Origin of the sequence: Mesorhizobium sp. BR1-1-13, from assembly GCF_020165515.1 — a bacterium.
Taxonomy (GTDB): domain Bacteria; phylum Pseudomonadota; class Alphaproteobacteria; order Rhizobiales; family Rhizobiaceae; genus Mesorhizobium.
Genome location: NZ_JAIUIH010000005.1, coordinates 301,163 through 322,979, shown reverse-complemented (window position 1 = coordinate 322,979; position 21,817 = coordinate 301,163). Strand labels below are relative to the sequence as shown.

Annotated in this window: 20 protein-coding genes; 11 read left to right on the top strand and 9 right to left on the bottom strand. The window is 60.9% G+C overall.

The window, feature by feature from the left end; all coding sequences use genetic code 11:
• Positions 1 to 25: 25 nt before the first annotated feature.
• Positions 26 to 1,372 carry an MmgE/PrpD family protein gene (locus tag LB533_RS15090; RefSeq protein WP_224677570.1) on the top strand — a complete coding sequence of 449 codons (1,347 nt, stop codon included), beginning with the start codon at positions 26 to 28 and terminating at the stop codon, positions 1,370 to 1,372.
• A 129-nt stretch (positions 1,373 to 1,501) separates the two neighbouring features.
• On the opposite strand, the gene LB533_RS15085 is transcribed toward LB533_RS15090, so the two are convergent.
• From LB533_RS15085 to ehuB, 7 genes are all read right to left on the bottom strand, one after another.
• A complete protein-coding gene (locus LB533_RS15085; RefSeq protein WP_140640732.1) occupies positions 1,502 to 1,942 on the bottom strand; it encodes a MucR family transcriptional regulator in 441 nt (146 codons plus the stop codon).
• 298 nt (positions 1,943 to 2,240) lie between these two features.
• Entirely contained in the window at positions 2,241 to 3,374 is a 1,134-nt protein-coding gene (locus LB533_RS15080) for a pyridoxal-phosphate dependent enzyme (protein ID WP_224677569.1), read from the bottom strand.
• A gap of 25 nt (positions 3,375 to 3,399) precedes the next feature.
• Positions 3,400 to 4,434, bottom strand: a complete 1,035-nt coding sequence (locus LB533_RS15075; RefSeq protein WP_224677568.1) for a succinylglutamate desuccinylase/aspartoacylase family protein — start codon at positions 4,432 to 4,434, stop codon at positions 3,400 to 3,402.
• Positions 4,435 to 4,451: 17 nt separating this feature from the next.
• Positions 4,452 to 5,267, bottom strand: a complete 816-nt coding sequence (locus tag LB533_RS15070; RefSeq protein ID WP_224677567.1) for an amino acid ABC transporter ATP-binding protein — start codon at positions 5,265 to 5,267, stop codon at positions 4,452 to 4,454.
• Complete coding sequence (locus tag LB533_RS15065; protein WP_224677566.1) at positions 5,264 to 5,923, bottom strand: amino acid ABC transporter permease; 660 nt, start codon at positions 5,921 to 5,923, stop codon at positions 5,264 to 5,266. The genes LB533_RS15070 and LB533_RS15065 overlap by 4 nt, the downstream gene beginning before the upstream one ends.
• Positions 5,913 to 6,572 (bottom strand): amino acid ABC transporter permease, encoded by a 660-nt coding sequence (locus LB533_RS15060; RefSeq protein ID WP_224677565.1) that lies wholly within the window; start codon positions 6,570 to 6,572, stop codon positions 5,913 to 5,915. The genes LB533_RS15065 and LB533_RS15060 overlap by 11 nt, the downstream gene beginning before the upstream one ends.
• 123 nt (positions 6,573 to 6,695) lie before the next feature.
• On the bottom strand, positions 6,696 to 7,697 hold the full coding sequence (gene ehuB / locus LB533_RS15055; RefSeq protein WP_224677564.1) for an ectoine/hydroxyectoine ABC transporter substrate-binding protein EhuB: 1,002 nt from the start codon (positions 7,695 to 7,697) through the stop codon (positions 6,696 to 6,698).
• Between the two features lie 49 nt (positions 7,698 to 7,746).
• Here ehuB and LB533_RS15050 point away from each other — a divergent pair, with 49 nt between their 5' ends.
• From LB533_RS15050 to LB533_RS15040, 3 genes are all read left to right on the top strand, one after another.
• On the top strand, positions 7,747 to 8,490 hold the full coding sequence (locus LB533_RS15050; RefSeq protein WP_224677563.1) for a GntR family transcriptional regulator: 744 nt from the start codon (positions 7,747 to 7,749) through the stop codon (positions 8,488 to 8,490).
• A gap of 57 nt (positions 8,491 to 8,547) precedes the next feature.
• Positions 8,548 to 9,711, top strand: a complete 1,164-nt coding sequence (locus LB533_RS15045; RefSeq protein WP_224677562.1) for a M24 family metallopeptidase — start codon at positions 8,548 to 8,550, stop codon at positions 9,709 to 9,711.
• Between the two features lie 135 nt (positions 9,712 to 9,846).
• Entirely contained in the window at positions 9,847 to 10,548 is a 702-nt protein-coding gene (locus LB533_RS15040) for a response regulator transcription factor (protein WP_224677561.1), read from the top strand.
• 1,038 nt (positions 10,549 to 11,586) lie between these two features.
• Here LB533_RS15040 and LB533_RS15035 read toward each other — a convergent pair.
• Both LB533_RS15035 and LB533_RS15030 read right to left on the bottom strand, forming a co-directional pair.
• Positions 11,587 to 14,208 carry an EAL domain-containing protein gene (locus LB533_RS15035; protein ID WP_224677560.1) on the bottom strand — a complete coding sequence of 874 codons (2,622 nt, stop codon included), beginning with the start codon at positions 14,206 to 14,208 and terminating at the stop codon, positions 11,587 to 11,589.
• A gap of 533 nt (positions 14,209 to 14,741) precedes the next feature.
• Positions 14,742 to 15,599 (bottom strand): class I SAM-dependent methyltransferase, encoded by an 858-nt coding sequence (locus LB533_RS15030; protein ID WP_224677559.1) that lies wholly within the window; start codon positions 15,597 to 15,599, stop codon positions 14,742 to 14,744.
• A 916-nt stretch (positions 15,600 to 16,515) separates the two neighbouring features.
• Between LB533_RS15030 and LB533_RS15025 the strand changes: the two genes are divergently transcribed.
• The 7 genes from LB533_RS15025 to LB533_RS14995 all read left to right on the top strand — a co-directional run bounded on the left by LB533_RS15025 (position 16,516) and on the right by LB533_RS14995 (position 21,779).
• Positions 16,516 to 17,400 carry a LysR family transcriptional regulator gene (locus LB533_RS15025; protein ID WP_224677558.1) on the top strand — a complete coding sequence of 295 codons (885 nt, stop codon included), beginning with the start codon at positions 16,516 to 16,518 and terminating at the stop codon, positions 17,398 to 17,400.
• A gap of 220 nt (positions 17,401 to 17,620) precedes the next feature.
• Positions 17,621 to 18,217, top strand: coding sequence for an NAD(P)H:quinone oxidoreductase (wrbA, locus tag LB533_RS15020; protein WP_224677557.1), 597 nt, complete (start codon positions 17,621 to 17,623; stop codon positions 18,215 to 18,217).
• 71 nt (positions 18,218 to 18,288) lie between these two features.
• Positions 18,289 to 18,843 (top strand): DUF1003 domain-containing protein, encoded by a 555-nt coding sequence (locus LB533_RS15015; protein WP_224677556.1) that lies wholly within the window; start codon positions 18,289 to 18,291, stop codon positions 18,841 to 18,843.
• A gap of 152 nt (positions 18,844 to 18,995) precedes the next feature.
• A complete protein-coding gene (locus LB533_RS15010) occupies positions 18,996 to 19,601 on the top strand; it encodes a sulfite oxidase-like oxidoreductase (RefSeq protein WP_140551807.1) in 606 nt (201 codons plus the stop codon).
• Entirely contained in the window at positions 19,594 to 20,340 is a 747-nt protein-coding gene (locus LB533_RS15005; RefSeq protein ID WP_224677555.1) for a ferredoxin reductase, read from the top strand. The genes LB533_RS15010 and LB533_RS15005 overlap by 8 nt, the downstream gene beginning before the upstream one ends.
• A 165-nt stretch (positions 20,341 to 20,505) precedes the next feature.
• Positions 20,506 to 21,192 carry an antibiotic biosynthesis monooxygenase family protein gene (locus LB533_RS15000; RefSeq protein ID WP_224677554.1) on the top strand — a complete coding sequence of 229 codons (687 nt, stop codon included), beginning with the start codon at positions 20,506 to 20,508 and terminating at the stop codon, positions 21,190 to 21,192.
• An 89-nt stretch (positions 21,193 to 21,281) separates the two neighbouring features.
• Positions 21,282 to 21,779 carry an OsmC family protein gene (locus LB533_RS14995; RefSeq protein WP_224677553.1) on the top strand — a complete coding sequence of 166 codons (498 nt, stop codon included), beginning with the start codon at positions 21,282 to 21,284 and terminating at the stop codon, positions 21,777 to 21,779.
• Positions 21,780 to 21,817 lie beyond the last annotated feature (38 nt).

The following is a 21,817-nucleotide window of genomic DNA, read 5'->3' as shown; positions in this document are numbered from 1 at the left end:
GGTATATCAAATCGGGAGGGACGCGATGCAGTTTGTGACGCAACAATTGGCCGAATTTGCCTGCAACGCCGGCTACCAGAATCTCCCGGATTCGGTGGTTGAGAAGACCGAGCGTGCCATTCTCGACACGATCGCAGCACTTGTCGGCGGCGTGCCGACCGAAAATGCGCGGCTCTCTCGCGCCGCCGCGCGGACCTGCCTCGGGCCGGGTTCAGCCCATGCCTGGTTCGCCGAGGCCGGGTTGCATCCGCTGGCCGCCCTGTTTGCCAATTGCGCGGCGGCAAGTTCCCTCGACATCGATGACGGCCATTGCCTTGCAGCGGGTCATCCCGGCGCGGCCATTGTTCCTGCCGTGCTGATGGAGGCAGCGCGCCTCCGCAGCGATGGCCATGATGTGCTCACTGCTACGGCCCTCGGCTATGATGTTGCCTTGCGTATCGCCGCCGCCCGGTGCTTCACCGACACCATGAGCTTTGCCAGTGGTCAATGGACCGGCTTTGGCGTCGCGGCCGCAATCGGCTGGCTTCGCAGGATGCAAGCCGACCAGATTGCACACGCAATCGCCATTGCAGGTGCCGAAGCGCCGCAAAACCTGCCGCAGGGAGATTGCCAGGCGAGTTCAGTCAAGGGCAGCAGCCCCTGGTCGACCGTCACAGCCCTGTTCGCCGTCGAACGGGCCGGAGTCGGTATGAGCGGATCGGTCGACATGCTGGACCGTCCCCATGCCTATAACGTCGGCGCCATCACCGCCGACCTTGGCAGTCGCTGGTTGATCGCCGAGACCTATCTCAAACCCTATGCCGCCTGCCGCTACACGCATCCGGTTATCGATGCGGTGCTCACACTGGTTGGAGATCGTAGCCATGGCGAGCCGATCGAGCGCCTTGTCGTCGAAATTTTTCCCGAAGCGCGAAAGCTGCCCAACGAAATCGCGCCGAATTCGCTGGAAGGCGGACAGTTTTCCGTGCCCTTTGCCGCGGCACTTGCCGCATTGCGAGGCGCCGAGGCTTTCCGCCCCTTGCGGCCCTGCTCGCTTCGCGACCCCGACGTGGTGGCACTCGCGGCGAAAGTCGAACTCCGCTATCCCGACGAACTGTCCGCTATCTTCCCGCAGCGTACCCCGGCGCGGGTTACGATGGTTATTGACGGGCGCGAACGTGTCGCAGATGTGCTGCGGCCCTTGGGCGATGCCGGCAATCCCATGGACCGATCAGCCGTGGAGCAGAAGCTGTACGACCTCGGCCGCGACACGCTTTCGCAGGCTAGGCTCGGACAAGTCATCCAGTCCATAACGTTGCTTAAGGAGCGAGAGGTTGCTCCCCTGCTCACATGCCTTAGAGCTGAACCGGTTGCCCACGCTCACGCGTCTTGAACCGGGTGCATCTGCATCGAACTGTTGGAGCAATCTGCGACTGTCGGGTGGATGACCACGCGCGGCCGCAGGGTGTCGCCGCTGACGGATACCGCGGTATTGCCGCTGAACGTTGAGCAGCCCGCCGGGCTATGCGTTTGCCTTGCGCTTCGCTCTCACCGCTTTTGCTGGAGGAGCCGCCTTGCGGCCGAGCCCGCTCGCTTTCGCCAAGGCTGACCGTTGCGCGGCATAGCTTGGCGCCACCATCGGATAATCTCTGGCCAAGCCCCATTTCGCCCTGTATGCGTCCGGCGTCAGGCCAAGCAAGCCCAAGTGACGCTTCATCGACTTGAACTTTCGACCGTTTTCCAAACTAATGATGTAGTCAGGGAACACAGACTTCCTTGGATTTACGGCGGGGACGGGTTCGGGTTCAGGTGCGACCGCCGGCTGCTTGAGCTTCGACAACGCCGCATGCACGCTGGTGATCAGATCGGGCAGGCCCGTTGTCGGCAGCGGATTGTTTTGAACGTAAGCGGCCACCACGTCGGCAGTCAAACTGATGAGTTCGCCGCTGTCGATCTTGTCCAATTGTGACTCCTGTATTGCCTGTATTGCCCCTCGATCCCCTTCCTATTGCGGAAATCTTGGGCTTGCAACACCGAGCTTCAGATAGGCAAGTGGATCATCAACGACATGCGTCGGCAACCTGGCTCCCGATGCTAAGTTTGGCAATCAACGATCCAAAACTGCCAGTCGCATATGGACTGCGTTGGGGGTGGCGGTCCCGCGTCATGGCCGACCGGGTTGTACCCGTGGGCGATGCCAGCGCCTGCCATTTGCAAAGCTGTCGACGCCTCGCAAGACCGATGGACCAAAGCCCGGACCGTTACTCTATCGGGGTAATCGGATGTGAGTAGGCCTGGTATTCGGAAACGCCGCTCGAGGTGCCGACCAACACGACCACAGCATCCGGGCCAGCCGCGCCTTCGCAGACGAGCTTGCGCAGGCCGGTCAAAGCCGCCGCGCTCGACAGTTCCAGATAAATGCCGCAGCGCGCCAGCCGCTTTTGATCGGCGCAGGTCATTTCGTCTTCAACCACGACCGCCGACCCTCCGCCAGAGGCAATCGCCTCGAGGGCCTGATAGGTCACCGTCGAACCGCCAATTGACGTCAAGGCCGAATGGCCTTCGAAATGGCCGCGATAATCAGCCCCTGCAAGCACCCGTGAAATGCGTCCGAAGGGCTCGACCGCATGGATGCGGGGCCGTTTGTCGATGAACCCTGCCGTCTCCAGATCGCGATAGCCGCGCGCGATGCCCCAAAGCAGATCCGCTCTTGATGTCGGAACGACGATATCGGTGCATGCCTCGGGCCCAAGCTGGAGAAAGAGCTCGAACGCAAGCGCCCTGTAGCCATCCACACCGAACGGATTGCTTCCCACTGCCGGAAGGATGAAGTTGGTGGCCGGGTACCATTCGCCGGCGTGGATCTTCTCGGCGAGCACCTGCCAGCGGCGTTGCGGCGTGGGCGCAGCCAGCAAGGTCGCCCCATGCATCTCGATCGCTCGTCGCCAGTTCGGGTTCATGTCGGGCGTGGTGACGATCACGCAATTCAGCCCGGCGTGAGCCGCGTAGGCGGCCAGAGAGACGCCGGCATTGCCGCTGGAGGCCGCGGCAACCGTCGAAGCGCCGATCTGCAAGGCACGCTGCACGACAAATCTGCTCATGCGGTCCTTGTGCGACCCCGTCGGATTGGCGCCCTCGTTCTTGAGATGGAGCGCGCGCACGCCGAGCTCTTCGGCAAGCCCATCCAGCCGAACTAAAGGTGTGTTGCCCTCCCCCAGTGTTGGGCAGGCCGGGTAGATCTGCCAGTCGGCGACGCGCTCGAGCGAATTGGGAAACGCCTCATACTCGGTCGCCAGGCTCGTCGGCATATTGCGGCTGAAGCAGCTCGGGCATCCTTCAAAGTAGTCCGCGACGGGAAAAACGCACCGGCAACGAATACAGCGCAGGCCGCTCACGCGCGGATTGAGCCTGCGGCCTGAACTAGGCATGCGATGCCCGATCTGGCCCGATATCGATATCTTCCATTACCTTGAACAGGCAATCGCCACGCTCGGTGAGCGACGGTGCCCTGCGACACGCGACCAGCCCTGACGTTGCGAAGAACAGGGTTTCCGGCTCGCGCGTCGGCAGATCCGGAAAGTGGATGTGCCCGGCGATCTGGCCGCCAACCACCTCATCACCAATGTCGGCGGCCGGTTCGAAAATGCCCCGGCTGTGGGCATAGACGAACGCGTCATGGCCCTTGACCGTCATGAACCGCGTCGGCGAAGCCGGTTGTGTCGCGAGATCGCGCAGAATGCCCTGGTCCTTCAGGATGCGCTTCAATCCAGCTTCGGCGAGCGCCAATCCTTCTTTGCGCAAGGTCGCACCACCGCCAAGCTCCGTCGTTAGCACAAGCGCGCCCTGTTGCTGCGCAGCCGCTGCCAGGGTGGTCAGTCCGCCACCGCCAGTCCCATCACTGACAAAGCTGATCGGGGCGCCGAACAGGCGCAGCAGGCGCAGCAGCTTTTCATGCTCCTCGACGGTCCGACCTGGCCGCACCAGCGCGCTCACCGCATAGTCGAGGGAACGTCCCCCGGAGTGAAGATCAACCACAATGTCGGCCATCGGGATCAGCACCTGGCAGACGTAGTGGGCGATCATCTGCGTCGGCGAGCCGGCGGCATCTCCTGGAAACGACCGATTGAGATTGCCCTCATCGAGGGGCGAAACGCGGCGGCCAGCAGCCACGGCCGGAGAGTTGAGGCCCGGTAGGATGATAAGGCGCCCAGAAACCTGGTCGTGCCGGATCTCCCGTGCCAGTTTGCAAAGCGCGATCTGGCCCTCGTACTCGTCTCCATGATTGCCGGCTATGAGCAGCGCCGTCGGGCCGCTGCCGTTCTTGATGCAGGCCAGCGGGATGGGCACCCAGCCATAGGCGGACAGGTCGGTCGAATGCGGTAGCCGCAGACAGTCCGACTGCTTGCCGTCGGCATCATAGTCGATCGGGGTCCAGATGCGCGTCTGACCGGTCATGTTCCACCCACTCCATTTCAGCGAAGCATTGTGTCCAGGAAGCGCCGCGTCCGCTCCTGCCTTGGCGCGGAGAAGAAGGTGGCCGGTGATGCGGTCTCGATGACGCGCCCCTGGTCCATGAACACCACGTGATCGGCGACCTCACGTGCAAAGCCCATTTCGTGCGTCACGCAAAGCATCGTGATGCCATCACTGGCGAGCTCGACCATGACATCGAGCACTTCCTTGACCATCTCGGGATCGAGCGACGATGTCGGCTCGTCAAACAGCATGATCTTGGGATGCATGCTCAGGGCACGGGCTATCGCGACGCGCTGCTGCTGGCCGCCTGACAGCTGGGCGGGATATTTGTGCGCCTGGTCGGCTACCCCGACCCGTTCGAGATAATGAAGCGCCATCCCTGCCGCCTCGGTCTTCGATTTGCCAAGCACGCGCCTCAAAGCCAAGGTGCAGTTGGCCATGACAGTCAGATGCGGAAACAGATTGAACTGTTGAAACACCATCCCGATTCCGCGCCGCATTCGCTGCAACCGCTTGGGCTCCCGGCTCAGTTCGTCGCCATCGACACGAACGACGCCTTGCTGGAACGTTTCCAACCCGTTCAGGCATCTGACGAAAGTCGACTTTCCCGATCCGGACGGGCCGCAGATCACGATCCGGGCGCCCTGCGCCACCGCAAGATCAATGTCTTTCAAAGCGTGGAAGCCGCCGAACCATTTGTTGAGCCCAACCGTTTCCAGGGCTGGCGCTTGCCCGGCAGGCGCGGTGCCGGCTTGTCCGACCTCTATGGCTGCACAACCAGCTTGGCGCATGGTGCGTGGCGCCTCATTCATCGTTTTGCTGGCTCCAGCAGCTTGCGTTCAACCAACGTCACCAGCCGCGCGATCGTCAGCGCCAGGAGAAGAAAGACGAGGCCGACGACGGTCAGGGGTTCGGCGTAACGGTAGGTGTCGGAGGCGATATCGAACGCCTTGCCCAGCATTTCCGGGACGGCGATCACGGCCAGGTAGGGCGTTGCCTTCAGGATCGAGACGAAATAGTTCCCGACCGGGGCAGCGACGTTGCGCAGCATCTGGGGAGCCAGGATGAACAACACGACGTCGGTCCGCCGCAATCCCAAGGCTTTGGCGGCTTCAGCCTGGCCTTGGGGGATGGCGTCGATGCCAGCCTTGAAGACCTCGGCGAGATAGCCGCTGAAATAGATGCTCAAGCCCAATATGCCGACAAGCAGCGCGGGCAACGTGACACCGTAATGCGGCAGGACGAAGTAAAGAAAATAGAGCCACGCCAGCACCGGCGTGGAGCGAATGAAGTCAATCACGAAGCGCATCAGATAGCCGGGCGCGGATGCCGCTCGCCGTGTGATCTCAAAGCAAAAGCCCAGGACCGAGGCGCCGGCGCAACCGGCCAACGCAATGCCGATCGTGGTTCCCATCACGCTCAGGATCGTGGGAACGGTCGAGACGGCGAATTCGAGGTTAAAGTTCATTTGTCAACCTCGCGCCGACGCCTGTCCGATGCTCGACCCAGCGGCCAAACAATGCGACAGGATAGCAGACCACGAAATAGGCGAGCAGAAGCGATGTGTAGACGCCGACGGGATTGTATTCGAGCTCGGCGATCTCCTTTGCCCGAAAGGTCATGTCCGTCAGGGTGACAAGCGAAACCAGGGCCGTTCCCTTAATCAGCTGGATGAACTGGTTTATGAAGGTCGGCGCCATCCTGGTCAGGGCCTGAGGCAACTCGATCAGCGCCAGCACATGTCGTCGCGGCAGGCCCAGCGCAGCAGCAGCTTCGATCTGTCCTCGATCGAGCGACTGGAGGCCCGCTCTGACGGCCTGGCTCCCATATCCTCCCGCATTCAGCCCCAGCACCATCGCGCTGACGACAGTCGCTGACAGCTGAATGCCGATGATCGGCAGCACGTAGTAGAAGACGAAGAGCAGTATGATCACCGCCGAACTGCGCCAGAACTCGATGACCGCGCTGACGGCGACCCGGGCCAGGCCTCTTGTCAAGTACTGCGCCACGCCGAAGATCAAGGCGAATGGCACGGCAAACAGTAAACCCAATGCAGTGACCGTTGCCGTAGTGTGGAACCCTGCGAAAATTCCCACGAATATCTCAACAATGCTCACGCCTGAACATCCTCGCTCTTGGCCGACCCGCATCCTGAGAGCCTGATTGCCGCGCCCTGCGGCCTGGCTGTCGCCGCTGATCCAGCCGCCAGCCTGTCCATCGCGGCTCCATTCCGACGCCGCTCAGTCCTGCCCGGCGCAGATCTGCTCGCTGGTCAGATCCGGCGCGGCTTCCTGATCACTGAAGCCGTTCTTGGCCATGATGCTTGCCAACCTGCCGTCGCTTTTCAGTAGCTTCAGACGGGAATTGTACATGTCGCGAAGATCGCCATCCTCCTTGCGAAAGGCAATCGCTGAATAACCGTAGCGTTCCTTCCCCCGGTCTTGCAGGCCCTCGAAAGGCAATGCGCGTTCGATACCCTGGACATTGTTGTCGGACAGGATGCGCGCAACCGTCGGCGCCGAAAACGCGGCGACATCGATCCTGCCGGTGAGCAAGGCCGAAACATTCGACTGGATGTCCGGGAACAGCAGCATGTTGATATCGGCAACGCCGGCGGCGGCGGCGTTCTTGGCCGTCGCGCTGCCCCGCCCCACGCCAAATTTTATCTCGGGGTTCGCCGCGATCTGCGCGTAACTGTGAACATTCTTCGGGTTGCCCTTGGCGACCAGGGCAGCGTCGGCAAGCTTCAGGTCGGGGTCGCTGAAGGCGACGAGTTCACACCGCTCTGGGGTAATGTAAAGGCCGGCTGCAATGGCATCGAAGCGCTGCGCCATCAGCCCAGGTATCAAGGCACCGAACTCGGTGACCACCAGTTCCACCTGGTTGACACCGAGGTCCTTGAAAGCCGCCTTGATCAGGTCCGGATGAAAGCCCTCGGGCTCACCGTCCACGCCGCGAAAACCCCAGGGCGCGCCATTGGATATGCCAATGGCGATCTTGCCTTGTCGCAACACCCGCTGCCCAGTCGTTTCGGCTCGCAACGAGGCTGCGCTGATAAACAGGATGGCAAAAGCGGTCGCCGCGGCGGCCATTGTCTTGAGCAGTCCAACCTTGCTGGCCATGCGATAGTCCTCGTTGATGACGAGGTGATAGACCAGGTATACCAGGTATGTCAAGATTTTATGAAGGGAATGTTTGAGCCCTGTTAAACGATCATGAACGAACGAAGGAGGGATGGACATTCTTCAGCCGGTGCGGTAGGTATTCCTGGTATACTTTGCGGGGTGAGGAATGGCTGGACAGATCGGGACTGCTTTACATGAGACCGTGCGGCAGGAGATCACGCGTCGTGTGCGCAGTGCGGAGTACGGCATTGGTCAATCCTTGCCCTCCGCCGCCAGCCTGGCGGAGGATTTTGGCGTCAGCAAAATCACGGTCAAGCGGGCGCTGCGCGATCTGCAGTCCGCCGGGATCCTGAGATCGGTGCGTGGGCTGGGAACCTTTGTCAGAGAGCAACGAAGGTTCATTCGCGATCTCGATTTTTCTCTTACCTCCTATGACGACGCGTTACGGCTTGGCCTGAAGCCCTCCATTCACCTCATCTCGTTCACGCGGGAAAAAATACACGATCCAGCCTTCGACGTGCTCAAACCGCCAACAGGGCTGATGTTGTGCGTGCGCAAGGTGATCTTTGCCGACGATACGCCCATCATGTACGACACATCCTATCTGCCTCACGCGGTGAGCGATCAGGTGCTCGAGGAGTTTAGAGAGAAATTCATCAGCGACGTATTGCGCGATCACGGAACCCAATTCACCAAGACCAAACTGCTGATCGATGCCGCACTGGCCTCGGAGGACGCGCAGCAGACCTTCTCCATTCCGAACGGATACCCAACGCTGCGTCGCCTGTATCGACTGAGCACGAGCGAGGAATCCTTCTCAGTGTTCGGAGTAACCGAATCTCCTTTCGACCGGCTGGCCTGCGTTGTGGAACTCGATGCCGCTCAAAAGGCCCCCAGGCGGGGAAAATAGCACCGGGCCGGGGCGACTGGCGCCAAAACAGTGTTGGAAATCCAGGAGCGGACAATCATGCTTCCAGTCTCACCATCACCCGATGTGCCTGTGACCGAGCTGGCCAGGCGGCTGGCTGCGGTGCGACGTGAGATGGCACACGATGATATTGACGTCCTGGTGCTCACCGATCAAAAAAATGTCGAGTATTTTACCGACTACAGAACATTGTGCTGGGGCTATCACTCGCGCCCCTTGTTCCTGGTGATCGACCAGGACGAGATTCTCGTCATCGCCAACAAGATCGAATCCAGAAACCTCGAAGCGCGACAACGACCTTTTTCGATTGTCTACTACTCAGGATATCTTGCGGAAGGCGCACGCACCATCGTCGACGAAGTTCGCGCTCGTGATCCGGCCTGCATGCGACGAGCCGCAATCGACTACGGACAGGATATGGCTGGTCGCGGCTCGCTGGAGGTCGTCGATGGTTTGCGGGCGCAAGGGGATAGTTTGGAGAGCGCAACCGATTTGCTGTGGCGAACACGCATGATCAAATCGGCATTCGAAGCAGGTCTCAAGCGCGTCTCCTTCGAGATCGTCAATGCAGCGTTCGACGGCGCCGTTTCGCAGGCGCGTCTTGGCATTACCGAGATCGAGCTTTGTCGGGAGATCCAGGCGCGCATCATCATGAATGGCGCCGAGCGGGCCGATCCAATCGCCATGACGTTCTGCAGGGGTGAGTTCAATTACGGCCGCCCACCCGGCCTCGAGGCGTTGAAGGCCGGCCAATATGTCTGGACGGATTTTCGTTCCACCTATGGCGGCTATCCCGCGGATAGAAATCGCATCGCCCGCGGTGGTCCGCCTGAAGGGTGGGAGATCGACGCCTATGAAAGCACTCGCGCACTGACATGCGCCCTCGCCAATGGCGTTCGGCCCGGAATGACGTGCGGCGACGTTTTCCGTGCCTTTGAACAACTGTGGAGCGACGCCGGCCTGCCGCCGGCCTATGGGCTTGTTTCCCGCATCGGACACGGAGGAGGCCTGGACGTGACCGAGCCTCCATCCCTCTCCAAGGGCAGTCCAGAAATCATAAGATCAGGCATGATCCTGCACCTGGAACCCAAGCTGGAGATCGACGGCGCCGTCTTTCAGTTCGAGGAGGTCATCTTTGTTCGCGACGAGGGCATCGAGTTCTTGAGCGATCTCTCTCCAGAGCAGTTGCCCGTCATCAACTGAGTCGATCTGAGTGGGCCAGCAGGTGCTGCCAGATCAAGGAGGCTGCCGAATGCTCCCGCACCCAGGCAACTGGCCGAATGAAGCAGTGCGCGCGAGACGACCGGCTGTACCGCCTGCCGAAACGTGAGCGAGGCCATGAAGCCATTGATCGTCATATGCTCCGATGACGCCGAATTCTATCTGGTCCTCAGTCACATTCTTGTCGTGGATGGCTTCACCAGTGCGCTAGCCAGCGACATCGGTGAAGTCCTGGACTTGGCTGCCGCAATGCCGATTGGTGCAGTGGTGCTGGACTGCGGGCCTGACAACCAGATGGCCAGCGGCTGCGGCCGGCTCAGACAGGATGCCCGCACCAGCACCCTGCCCCTGGTCGCGCTGATCGCGCCTGGTGCAGAGACCCAACACATCGCATTGCTGAAGGCCGGTATAGACGAAGGTTTCGTCAGGCCTCTGGCGCCAGGCAAGCTGCTGGATTTCCTGAATTCCAGGCTTGGATTCGAGCGACACAACGGATCGCGGCCGGAAAGCAGTCTGTCGCTAAATCATGGCGACATCGAAATGCAGATCGATACGCATCACGTGCGTTGCAACGGCAGGGAAATCCAACTCGGGCCGATTGAGTTCAACATGCTGCGTCATATGCTCGAAAACCCGGGGAAAGTGCTGAGCCGCGAAGAGCTGATCGAGGCCGCTTGGCCCGGCAATGTCTATGTCGGCCCGCGCACGGTCGACGTTCATATCAGCCGGCTAAGAAGATCGATCAAACAGTCTCCACACCATGATGTTATACGCACCGTGAGGCTGGGCGGGTATGCGTTGGAAGCACCGGAGGTCTAGAAAGTACCAACACGAAGGCGGACCAACCCGTCCGGTTCGCTCGAATGGCCAGTGCGCGGGCGTCCCCTGAAACCCACTTGGGAGGCCCAAGCGCGGACCAAGAGGGAGCCGTGCAAGTCTACCTTGCCGCAGTGGCCGGACAAATGCTGTCGGACAATGCTTGCACCGCCCGGTGCTGCGTCAAAAGAACCTCCAGAACAGAAACCCCCACCGTGCGAGCTCACCTGGCACACGTCGAATGGTCCTTGGTAGGACAGCGCAGGACCGATAAAGCCGGGGTGGCGTTAACCACTTGCCCACCCAAGCTCGAACCGATGGCACCTGTCTCCCGTTGTGGAACCATGAAAGGTCAGGTCAAGGCCAGGTTCCACTGTCGTCTCGAGCCATCGGGTACATGGATGGTGTGGGATGATCTCAACAACGCGCCTGCGAGATTGGGAGGCTGTTCCCTTATTGGCCGTACTCGGCAGCGCGCCAAAGTGGCCTGCGAACTGCTGACGCGCATTTATGATAAGCGGTTGGGGGCTCGCTCGCTCGGGGGCCGCACGAAGGCATCGGTCGGGCCGGCAGACCGTGTCGGCGAGCTCATCATGTCCATTCGTAAGGCTCGCGATTTGGAAAAACGGTCTCCTTAGTCCCTATTCCAAGGATGGGGTAGACTTAATAGTAGCACCCAGGGTGATCTGTCGTGCGTCCGTCAGTAGGGCAGTGATGCTAGCTGAACTGCATCGACTATATGGGATCCCTGCTATAGTCCCATATGGCCGTTCGAATGGCGATTATCCTGGTGGTCCTTTTCGCCTTCGCCTACGGATTCGCAAAACTTGTGGAGCGTTATGGCGGCGACGGCGATGAGCCCTCTCCATGTGCACAATTGTCAAACCTTGGTTGCCCAGATACCAAGGCCCCTCCTCCTGCGCCTTCGCGAGACAGTCCTTCTCGCGAGCGATAGCCGAGCTTTTCGTCAGTTGAATGGAGTTCCGGCCGGCGGGTTCGCGCACCCCCGCCAATAGGCCAGTCGAGCACCGAGTCTGACACTTAGCTGACGGCGCGCAGGCGCCGAGATTGAACAAAGCGCTTTAGTCCCTCCGAATCCAACGCATGGCCGAAGGCATAGCCTTGCAGTATGTCGCATCCCAGACCTTCGAGTATCCGTGCGTGCTCCATCGTCTCGACACCTTCTGCAATAATCTCGATACCCAAGGACTTGCCGATTTCAATGATCGACGAAACGATCTGCCTTCGTTGCGGCGATTTGACAATTGGGATGATCAGCTGCCGATCTATCTTCAATCGGCGGGGCTGCAGCTTGAGCAGGCTCACTATAGAGGCATAGCCCGTACCGAAATCATCTATCTCTATATCAATGCCGAGTTCCTTTATTTGATTGACGTTCCAAGCAATCAAATCGTCGCTCCCATCGAGGAAAATAGACTCGACGAGCTCGAACGAAACCGTTCCCCTCTTGATGTTCAGCGCTCTTAAGCTCTTTATGAGTTCTTCGTCTTGAAGACGTCGTGCGGAAACGTTGACCGATACGCGCGGTATATGGAGGTTCGCAGTCGACCACTCTGCAAAATCGGAAAGTGACTGATTGAGTATCGCTCGATCGATCATAGCGACAACATTTAACTCGTCAGCAATCCTTAGGAAGACGTCCGGCGCTAAAATACCCTGCTGTGGGTGTTTCCATCGCGCAAGCGCCTCGACGCCGACAATCTCGAGGGTTTTTGCGCTAAACTGGGGCTGGTAGAAAGCTACGAACTCGTTGCGCTCAAGGCCGCCGAGAATTTCGTCGGCAATCCGCTTTGTGTCGACCACTTCGCTTTGCATTGCCTCGGTGAAGAATTCGTATCGATTGCGCCCACGCGTCTTTGCCTGGTAAAGCGCAATGTCAGCATTCACCAACAGGTGCCTGGCTTCGATGTCATTTTCGTTGTCGACCGCAATCCCCACGCTAGCGCCAAAGCGGCAGCGGTGGCCGTGGTAATAGACAGGTTCGCTCATCTGGCTGATGATGTTGTCAGCCAGCAGAGCCAATTTCTTGATATCCTGCACGGTGCACAGGACCACGAATTCGTCGCCGCCGATTCGAGCGACAAATCCTCCCTCTTCCACCGTGGATCGCAGCACTGTAGACGCGTGAACCAGCATCGCGTCGCCCGCCGCGTGGCCAAGCGTATCGTTGATGTGCTTGAAGCGGTCGAGGTCGATGTGAAGCAGGCCCACATGCGCACGATCGCGCCTGGCGTTTGTTGTGTACTCTTTCAGCACTTGGTCGAGGTAACGACGGTTGGCCAAACCGGTCAGCGAATCATGGAGCGCGATATGCTCTATGCGCGCCTTGGTCGCCTCAAGTTCTGCATTTTTCGACTCAGACAGCTGTCGTGCGCGAACCAGATCGCTGTTTAAGAGGACGTCGGCCGTCACGTCCCATTCCGCGCCAATCATCTTGGGCGTCTCGTTTGGCGCCTCGTAGGTGGTGGCCCTGGACCGGACATAACGAATTTCACCATCCGGACGAATAATCCGGTACTCCGACGAGTATGTTCCGCGGCTGGCCACGGCACTGTCGAAATCTGCGTTGGCGCGGGCCAGATCCAGGGGGTGAATCGCGCCCGCCCAATCCGAATAGCCGCGAGGACCGCCATCGCTGGGTTTGCCGTATATTTCGTTGACACGATCGTCCCATGACAGGTCGTTGGTCGCGAGATCGTGTTCCCAAACGCCGATCGCTGACGCCTCCAAGGCAAGTTCCAGTCGTCTCGACAAGCGATGCAGTTCGGCGTAATTGCGCTGCCTCTCGCCGATCAGCCGACCCGCTACCAGGAATGGGATCACGACCAAAGCCCCGGCCGCGGCCATAATGGCGCGCAAGACCCAGGCGTTGCTGGGCGTCGAGGGCCAGCCGTTCTTGGGGATGGCTGCGATCTGCCACGAACCGGACGGTAGCAGAACTTCGGCCGTCACTGGATTGTCTTTGCGGACGTCCTCGGAGCCGAAGAATTGAACTCCGCCTGGGCCAAGCGCATCTTTACCGATGAGCGCGATATCGATTCCCAAATTGTCGTCGAGCAGGCCGCTCGCCTTATACAGACGCTGCACGTCGACGACGGCAGATATGATGCCCCAAAACCTTTCACTGTTGCCCGCACTCGCCACGAATACAGGAAAACGGCCGATGAAGCCTTGGCCTCCCTGCTTCAGGTCGACGGGACCGGCAAGAATCAACTTGCGCTCGTCGCGCGCCCTGAGCGCGGCCTTGCGCTGCCGATCATCCTTGCGGTAATCGAGCCCCATCGCTTTCTCGTTGCCTTTCAGCGGGTACATCAAGGAGACGACCAGATCGGGCGCGCCGGCAATATTGTTCAATTGCGAATTTTCGCCGAACAGGTTACTGGCGAGGGACGCAAAGCGCTGTTGTCCCATATAGGGTTCAGTTACGATCGTCGCGACCAGTCCATGCACAAGTTGAAGGTTTCCGTTGATGTTTCCTTCCAGCTTGGCGCGGATCAGATTGACCTTGGCCAGCACGTCCGCGCGGGCCACTTGGTCCGAGACGATCTTGTTTTGATGGTCCGCATACGCCGCGCTGAAGGCAATGACCAAAACTGCCACGGCGGCCGGAACATTCACCGAAGAAAAAACGGCATCCTTCATCCCGGCCAACCTAGCGCCGAAAAGAGCCACTGGCGTGAAATTCCCTATGTTGCTCAGGCTTTCATGTCGACCCGTGCAGGGACATTAGCTTTCATTAATTAATTTTGAACTTCACAGTCCTGAAAACTTTGCACTTCCCATGCTGATCTCATTGCGGGCTGGCACGACAATTTCACGCTCCTTACGCCCCTGATATCGAAGGAGATTCGTCGACCAGCGTCGCCACCTTTGTTGGCGTGACCGCAATGAACGAGAAAAATCGCCGCACAAAGGGTAAGCCGCAGCTAAACAAGGCTGCTGCCGAGCCATTGGAGACCGCGCCACACGACGCTGCCCCATACACGAGATGAGCAGACGGCGATGCTCAACGTGGGCCCTTCGCCCTGTCGAGGCGGATGGACATGCAAAGCTCCGACGAGCCGGTGCTCGGAAGAGGCGCTACGCTTAGCCAGCAAACGTCCCTGCAAGGACCGTGAGCTCGGCACGGATCATGAGCACAGGTGACGACAGGCGGTTAAGTCGGACCGGTGCCGTCACATCGCTTTAGGCGCAGCAAGATATGGGATCGTGCCGACACTGCGCTTGGTCGCGCCGATGGAATAGGCCATCGGGATCTTTGGAAAGTTCTCTGGCAAGCCATACATATCCTTGCCAGCCCTTACGGCAAATGAAAAGTGCTGCCACGAGACCGTGTCATGCTCATTCAGAAAATCGAGTGTGAGCCCAGCTGAAATCAGGGCGTTCACCACGTCACTAATCGGATGGATCCACTCGTAGTATCTGGGGTGCTTCAAGCGTCGGTCGTCGCCGGTATAGGTAAGTTCTTCGTTCCAGGCGAGCGGCTGAGCTATTGGGGTTCGCCAGTCGTGCTTCAATTCCAGCGCCGCGGCCTTGCGATCACACTGGAACATTAAGGGATGACCCTCAGCCATATAGAGCCGGCCGCCGGGTCGCAGGAGATCGGCAATTACTCGCGCCCATCGACCGACGTCGTCCAGCCAGTTTACCGAACCCCAGGTGACGTAAGCGACGTCAAAGGTCCGGCCAAGCGCTTCGACCGCCTCGAACAGTGGCGCTTCCACGAAGCGCACATCCGCGCCCGCCTTGGCAGCGAAATCCCGCGCGGCCGCGATGGCTGTCGGTGAAAAGTCGAGGCCGGTCACGCTGCGCGCGCCAAGATTTTTCAAGCTGATCGTGTCGAGCCCAATGTGACACTGCAGATGGATGATATCCTTGCCGGCAATATTGCCAACCTCGCGCGTTTCCAGCTCATAGAGATTGGATCCGCCTGCCAGCACATTCTCGATCTGGTAGCTGCCGGTCTTGTCCGTCGAATGCAGTTCGGCCCGATCATCCCAATTGAGGCGGTTCGCACCCAGAAACGATTCCACGCCCCCTCCGATCGCCAGCGCTGACCGACGCTTGGTAAACAAGTGTTTAATATCTTTGCAGCGAACGGGTCGCGCGTCAATGTGATGGCCGCGCCAAAGCAAGACCTCGAACGTATCCAGGAGGTTCCGGGTAACATGGATCGCGACACGAACGCCCTGGGACCTCGAGGTCGGACGATTTCGGCGCTTGAGCACTGAACGGACCCCATTCCCGCCTCGCCGCCTCGCAGGCGCCTCGTCGAATTGGAACAGCCCCAACCCCGCGCGGACCTCTTGGGACGTGGCCTGCATGACGACTTGTGCCCTTCTGGTCCCCTTTCGCAGAACGTCAAGCAAGTATTCCGGAACACGGGCATAGATTGTGCGGCGCTCCCGGGATCGGGGCATGGAAGTCCTGCAAGAGAGCTTCGCGCCGTTGCTTCACTGCCATGTCGCCTAGACCTTCGCGACGGCAGCGCAGCTTCAAGTCTGCCACGCCTGTCTCGTCCTCGTCGAACGCATCGAGATAGGGGAAGGCCACGTTCCCCTCTCGCAGCCATCGAGATGCGCGCAACGTGCCTGGTGCCGAGCGGCTAACCTTCCACGTCCTGCTCGCGGGATCTCGTCACCGACACCGGAGAGCGGCGCCGGGCGCACTAGAGACAATATCTCTCACTTTTTGAGAGGTAATGTCTCGCAAATATAAGATTATATTGGAAGTCGATAGGCACTACCTGTTTGACTGGGTTGGATTGAGCCGCTGAGGAGACCGGCAAATGCCTGGAAAGCCACGATCGAGAGCGCAGTTGGCCACTTTCGCTTCAGCCGACCGCATCGGGGTTAGGATCATCACCCTTGCGGTGGCGGTCGCCGCCTCGGTCGACCCGACCCTGGCCGCGCGCGTCCTCCCTCTAGCACACCACGGGCGTACCGAGCGATGAACGACCGCCTCTCCGCACTCAGACTGTTTGTCCGCGCCGCGCGCGTCGGCAACTTCTCGCGTGCTGGGCGAGAACTCGGCCTGTCGCAGCCGTCGGCATCCCGGCTGATCGCCGCGCTCGAGGAGGAGGTCGGCGCGACACTCTTCAGCCGCACCACGCGAGCGGTGACGCTGACGGACGCCGGCGCGATGTACCTGACGCGCGTTGAGGCGATCCTGGCGGCGCTCGACGAGGCCGATCACGAGGCGCGCGGAACGGGAGAGTTGCGCGGCTCGCTCCGCGTCGGCACGCCGATAAGTCTCGGGCTCAGGGAAATCATCCCACGGCTTCCCGCGTTCATGAAGCAGCACCCGGCGCTGAAGATCGAGCTGCGGGTGACTGACCGCTACCCAGACCTCGTGACCGAGGGCATCGACGTATCGTTCCAGTTCGGCGCCCTGCCCGACTCGAGCGCGACGGCGCGCAAACTCATCCACCAGCCGAGGATACTCACGGCCTCCCCGGACTACCTACGGGAGCGCGGCACGCCCACGATGCCGTCGGACCTCGCGCACCACTCGGTGATCATCAGTCCGGCGCATCCCTCGCCGACTTTCTCCTTCCGCAAGGACGGCCGCGTCACCTCCGTGCGCGTTGACAACCAGCTCTCCATCACCATCAACGAAGGAGCCACCGCAAGCGCCGTCGCCGGGCTGGGGATCGCCACATCAAGCGAAAGCAGCGCGCTGGCGGAGCTCGAGGCAGGGCAGCTCGTACGGGTGCTGCCTGACTGGGATTTCGGCTCGATGGAACTGAATGCGCTCTTCGTCAGCGGAAAGACCATAAAGCCTTCCGCACGGGCATTTACCGACTTCCTTCTCAGGGAGTTCCGTGCTGCCTAGGGCGGCTCCGGCCAGGGCTCGCCCTGACAGCGGCATTCCCCGGAGTTATTGATACAATACCTTTACCCCACCCCCGGCGAAACCTAACGCTGGCAAAACGCAACCCCAAACGTCCGCCGCCGCGCTGGAGGTTCTCCAGGCGTTTCGGTGCCGTGTGCGGGAGTGAAGCGAAATATCCCAAAGTGTAATCGGGCCCGCGCCCGACCTGATGAAGGCTCCCATGACCAAAGTACTCGTGCTCTACTACTCCTCGTATGGACACGTCGAAAAGCGCGCACACGAAATCGCAGCGGGCGCGCGCGAGGCAGGGGCGTCCGCGGACGTGAAGCGGGTGCCTGAACTTCTATCTCCGGAAGCCGCCAAGGCAGCCAACAATGAGCTCGATCAGACCGCCCCGGTCGCCCGCATCGACGACCTCGCCGATTACGACGCCATCGTCGTAGGCACAGGCACACGCTTCGGCAGGATGTCCCAAATGGCAAGCTTCCTCGACCAGGCTGGCGGCCTATGGGCGAAGAGAGCCCTCCATGGCAAGGTAGGCGGCGCCTTCGCCTCGTCGGCGACGCAGCACGGCGGCCAGGAGACGACGCTGTTCACCATCATCACCAATCTCCGCCACTTCGGTATGACGGTGGTCGGGCTGAATTACGGGTTCGCCGGGCAGATGAAAGTTGACGAGATCACCGGCGGCGCACCTTACGGCGCGACGACGATCGCCGGGACGGACGCGCAGCGACAGCCGAGCGAGAACGAGCTTGCCGGCGCCCGATACCAGGGACGCGCCATCGCGGAGACCGCCGCGAAGCTCCACGGCTAAACGACACAAGCAGCAGGCGGCAAGGCGCTGGCCGCGCCGCCCGCGCAACCAAGCGGAACGGTGCTGGGAACGTGGAAGAGAAGGCTCAAGACCAAGACGGCATGGAACAGGCCGAGCACGACCTGCTCGCCGATCTCAGGCGAGCGCGCCGCTCACTTCGCCTCCAGGACATGGATGAGCCCCCGGTGGTTGTGCGCCTGACGTCGGGGCAAAGGATAGCCGATGCGGTCGCCACAGTCATGGGATCGTGGAGTTTCATCATCGTCCAGAGCGCGATCCTGTTCGTCTGGATAACCGCCAATCTGGTCGGCGCGATCAGGGGCTGGGACCCCTATCCGTTCATTCTTCTCAATCTCGCGCTTTCGTTCCAGGCGGCCTACGCCGCGCCGGTCCTCATGATGAGCCAGAACCGGCAGCAGGACATCGATCGCAAGGCTGCGGAGAACGACTACCGGATCAATGTGAAGGCGGAACTCGAGATAGAGTTGCTGCATGAGAAGATCGACCGACTGCGTGAGTGCGAAGTCCTCAATCTAACGGAGGCCGTCAGGATGCTGACCGAGCTGTTGGAGCAGTCGGCGTCGGCTGCACGCGGGTCCGATGCGGAAGGTGGACGGCCATCATAACGCGCGGCTATCGACTTCATGGCGTGACGTCATTTCCCATTCGCGGGGCGGAATTCCATGCTTGGCCGGTACCTTGCTCATCTGGCGCACGACAGCTTAGCGTATTGCGCGGGATGACACTCCCATTCACCAGCCGACGGAGGAACTCCGCTATGGTCACTCGCGGGTTCACAGGCCGCCAATCCGGATCAGAACTATCGGACCGGATCCCCCCGGGACAGCATGTCGTCGACAGCTTCCCGGTGCTTACCGCCGGCCCCACGCCGCGGATCGAGGCCGCGGACTGGACTTTCACGCTGAAGGTCGGTCCTCGTCCGGTCAAAGCGTGGAGCTGGTCGGAGTTCAACGCACTCCCGCGAACCAGGATGACGCGCGATATCCACTGCGTCACCTCGTGGTCGAAGCTCAACACCGCCTGGGAAGGCGTGGCCGTCGACGATATCCTCGCCGACGCCGGCCTTAGCGCGCCCACACCGTTCGCGCTCGCACATTGCTACGACGGATACTCGACCAACGTGCCACTCGCGGATCTCGCGGTGGGGAAGGCGATGGTCGCGCTGAAGTACGAAGGCCAGCCGCTGCCGCGCGACCACGGGGGGCCGGCGCGCCTGCTCGTGCCGCATCTCTACTTCTGGAAGTCGGCGAAGTGGGTGAATGGGCTTCAATTCACGGAGCGCGACGAGGCCGGTTTCTGGGAACTGCGCGGATACCACAAGTACGGCGATCCGTGGCGTGAGCAGCGATACACGAATGACTGAAGCGATTGCCGCAACCGTGCGATGGCAGAGCTGCGCGATTGTCGAGATCACGACGAGAACGCCGGCTATCAAGAGCTTCTTTCTCCGCCTCTCCGAAACGTTCGACTATACGGCTGGACAGCACGTCGACGTGCGGCTGACTGCGCCCAACGGCTACATTGCCATGCGCAGCTACTCGATCGCCTCGGCCCCGAGCGAATCCAAGGTGATCGAGCTGGCGATCGAGCGCCTGGTGGACGGCGAGGTCTCCCCGTTCTTCCACGACGTCGCCCAGATAGGCGACACGATCGAGCTTCGGGGGCCGCTTGGCGGACACTTTCTCTGGCCGGGACCTTCCAACAAACCAGTGCTGTTGATCGGCGCCGGCTCCGGGGTCGCGCCGCTCATGGCCATGATCCGGTATCGGAAGGCCAGCGCCGAACCCGTGCCTGTCGCGCTGGTGCTCTCCTCCAGGACCTGGCGCGACGTGCTGTTCAGGGACGAACTCCTCGAGCTCGAGAGGTCGCTTCCCGATTTCGCGTTCGCCTTGGCGCTGACACGCGAGCCGGCGACGCGCCGCAACGACTTCAGCAGGCGAATCGACGCCAGGATGGTCGCTGACGTCGCGGCACGGCTGCCTGTGTCCCCCGGCTGCGCCTTCGTGTGCGGGTCGAACGCCTTCGTCGACATCGCAGCGAACGCGGCGCTCGCTTTGGGACTGAACGCCAAGGCGATCAAGACCGAACGCTACGGCGCTTGAGAGACGATCCCTCTCGCTTTGAGAGAGTATAGTTTTCGCGAACGCCGGATTATCCACTTAGCCCTAGCCAGTGACGGTCATACCGGTGCAAGGGGACGTGTCGGTGAAGGAAACGGAAGCCACACATGTGCTGTCCAGGGCGCACTCCAGAAGCAGGATACGAACATGTTTTCAGTGATTTTTGAGGTCCTCCCCAATAAGGAGAACTATGACGACTACCTCGACAACGCCAAGATGCTGCGCTCCGAGCTGGAGCAGGAAGCAGGCTTCGTCGACAACATCCGCTACAAGAGCCTGACCCGCGAGGGTTGGATCCTTTCGCTTTCGAACTGGCGGGACGAGAAGTCGCTCGTGCGCTGGCGCACCCGCAGGTGCCATCACGAGGTCCAGCAGAAGGGTCGCGACGAAATCCTCGCAGACTACCACCTACGTGTCGGCCAGATCACCGCCGACGATCGGGTGCCGACCGGGTACACGCTCACCGAGCAACGGCTCGACGAGACCGAAGTCGGCGAGGCAACGGCGGTGACGCTGATCAACGCGACTCGCCCCGCGGAGTGGAAGCAGACTAACAACCCGTACGATTGCGCCGAGCGGCTCGGGCTGAACCCGTGGGCCGCAGACAGCACGTCCTGGGACATCTTCGACGCCGTACTCACGCCCGGCGACCTGATTCTGCTCATATCCTGGAAGGACGCCGCTGCGGCGCAGGCCTACGAGGATGCTTCCTTGCCGAATGACAAGGCGAGAGTCCGCAGGGTGCGGATCGTGCGGGACTATGGGAAATACGACCGTCGCGAGGCGCCTCAGTACTACGCAGACGCCAAGGGCGGCGAGACCCTCCACGCCTGACACCACACCTGTCGGGAAGGGCTGACCCTGCGTTCGCCCAAGCGCGAGCCGTGGAGGGGAGCCCTGTCAAAATCTGAAAGGAAGATACGATGGCGAATTCGAATGACGACGGCGCTTCCCGCCCACAGGCTGTGGTGGCCGGCGACCTTGACAGCGACGGCACGCTCAACGGCCGTGCCGGTGCATCGGAGTTCTCGATCGGCGGCCCCGGCGGCAGGGGCGGCACGGCGGCGGGGGCGAACCCCTACGAATTGCTGAGCGCTTCGCTCGCCGCGTGCACCGCGATGACGATACGGCTGCAGGCGCGAAGGCGGAAAATCCCGCTCTCCCACGTCGAGGTGGCCGTGTCGTACCACCATGGCGGCGATGGCGGGCGCGACTCCTTCGAGCGCTCCATCAGTCTCGAAGGAAACCTTGGCCACGAGGAGCGCGCCCAATTGATGCAGGCCGCGAACATGTGTCCCGTCGGGAGGACGCTCGGCCTCAGCGCCGATATCCGCACGAACGACAACGTCAGCGGCGGGCGGGCAGCAAGCTATGACGACGACTTGAGTGAGCTTCCGATCCCGAACATCGACCCCGACTAGAGTGCCGCCAGGTAGTCCGCGAGCGCCAAGGCGTTGTT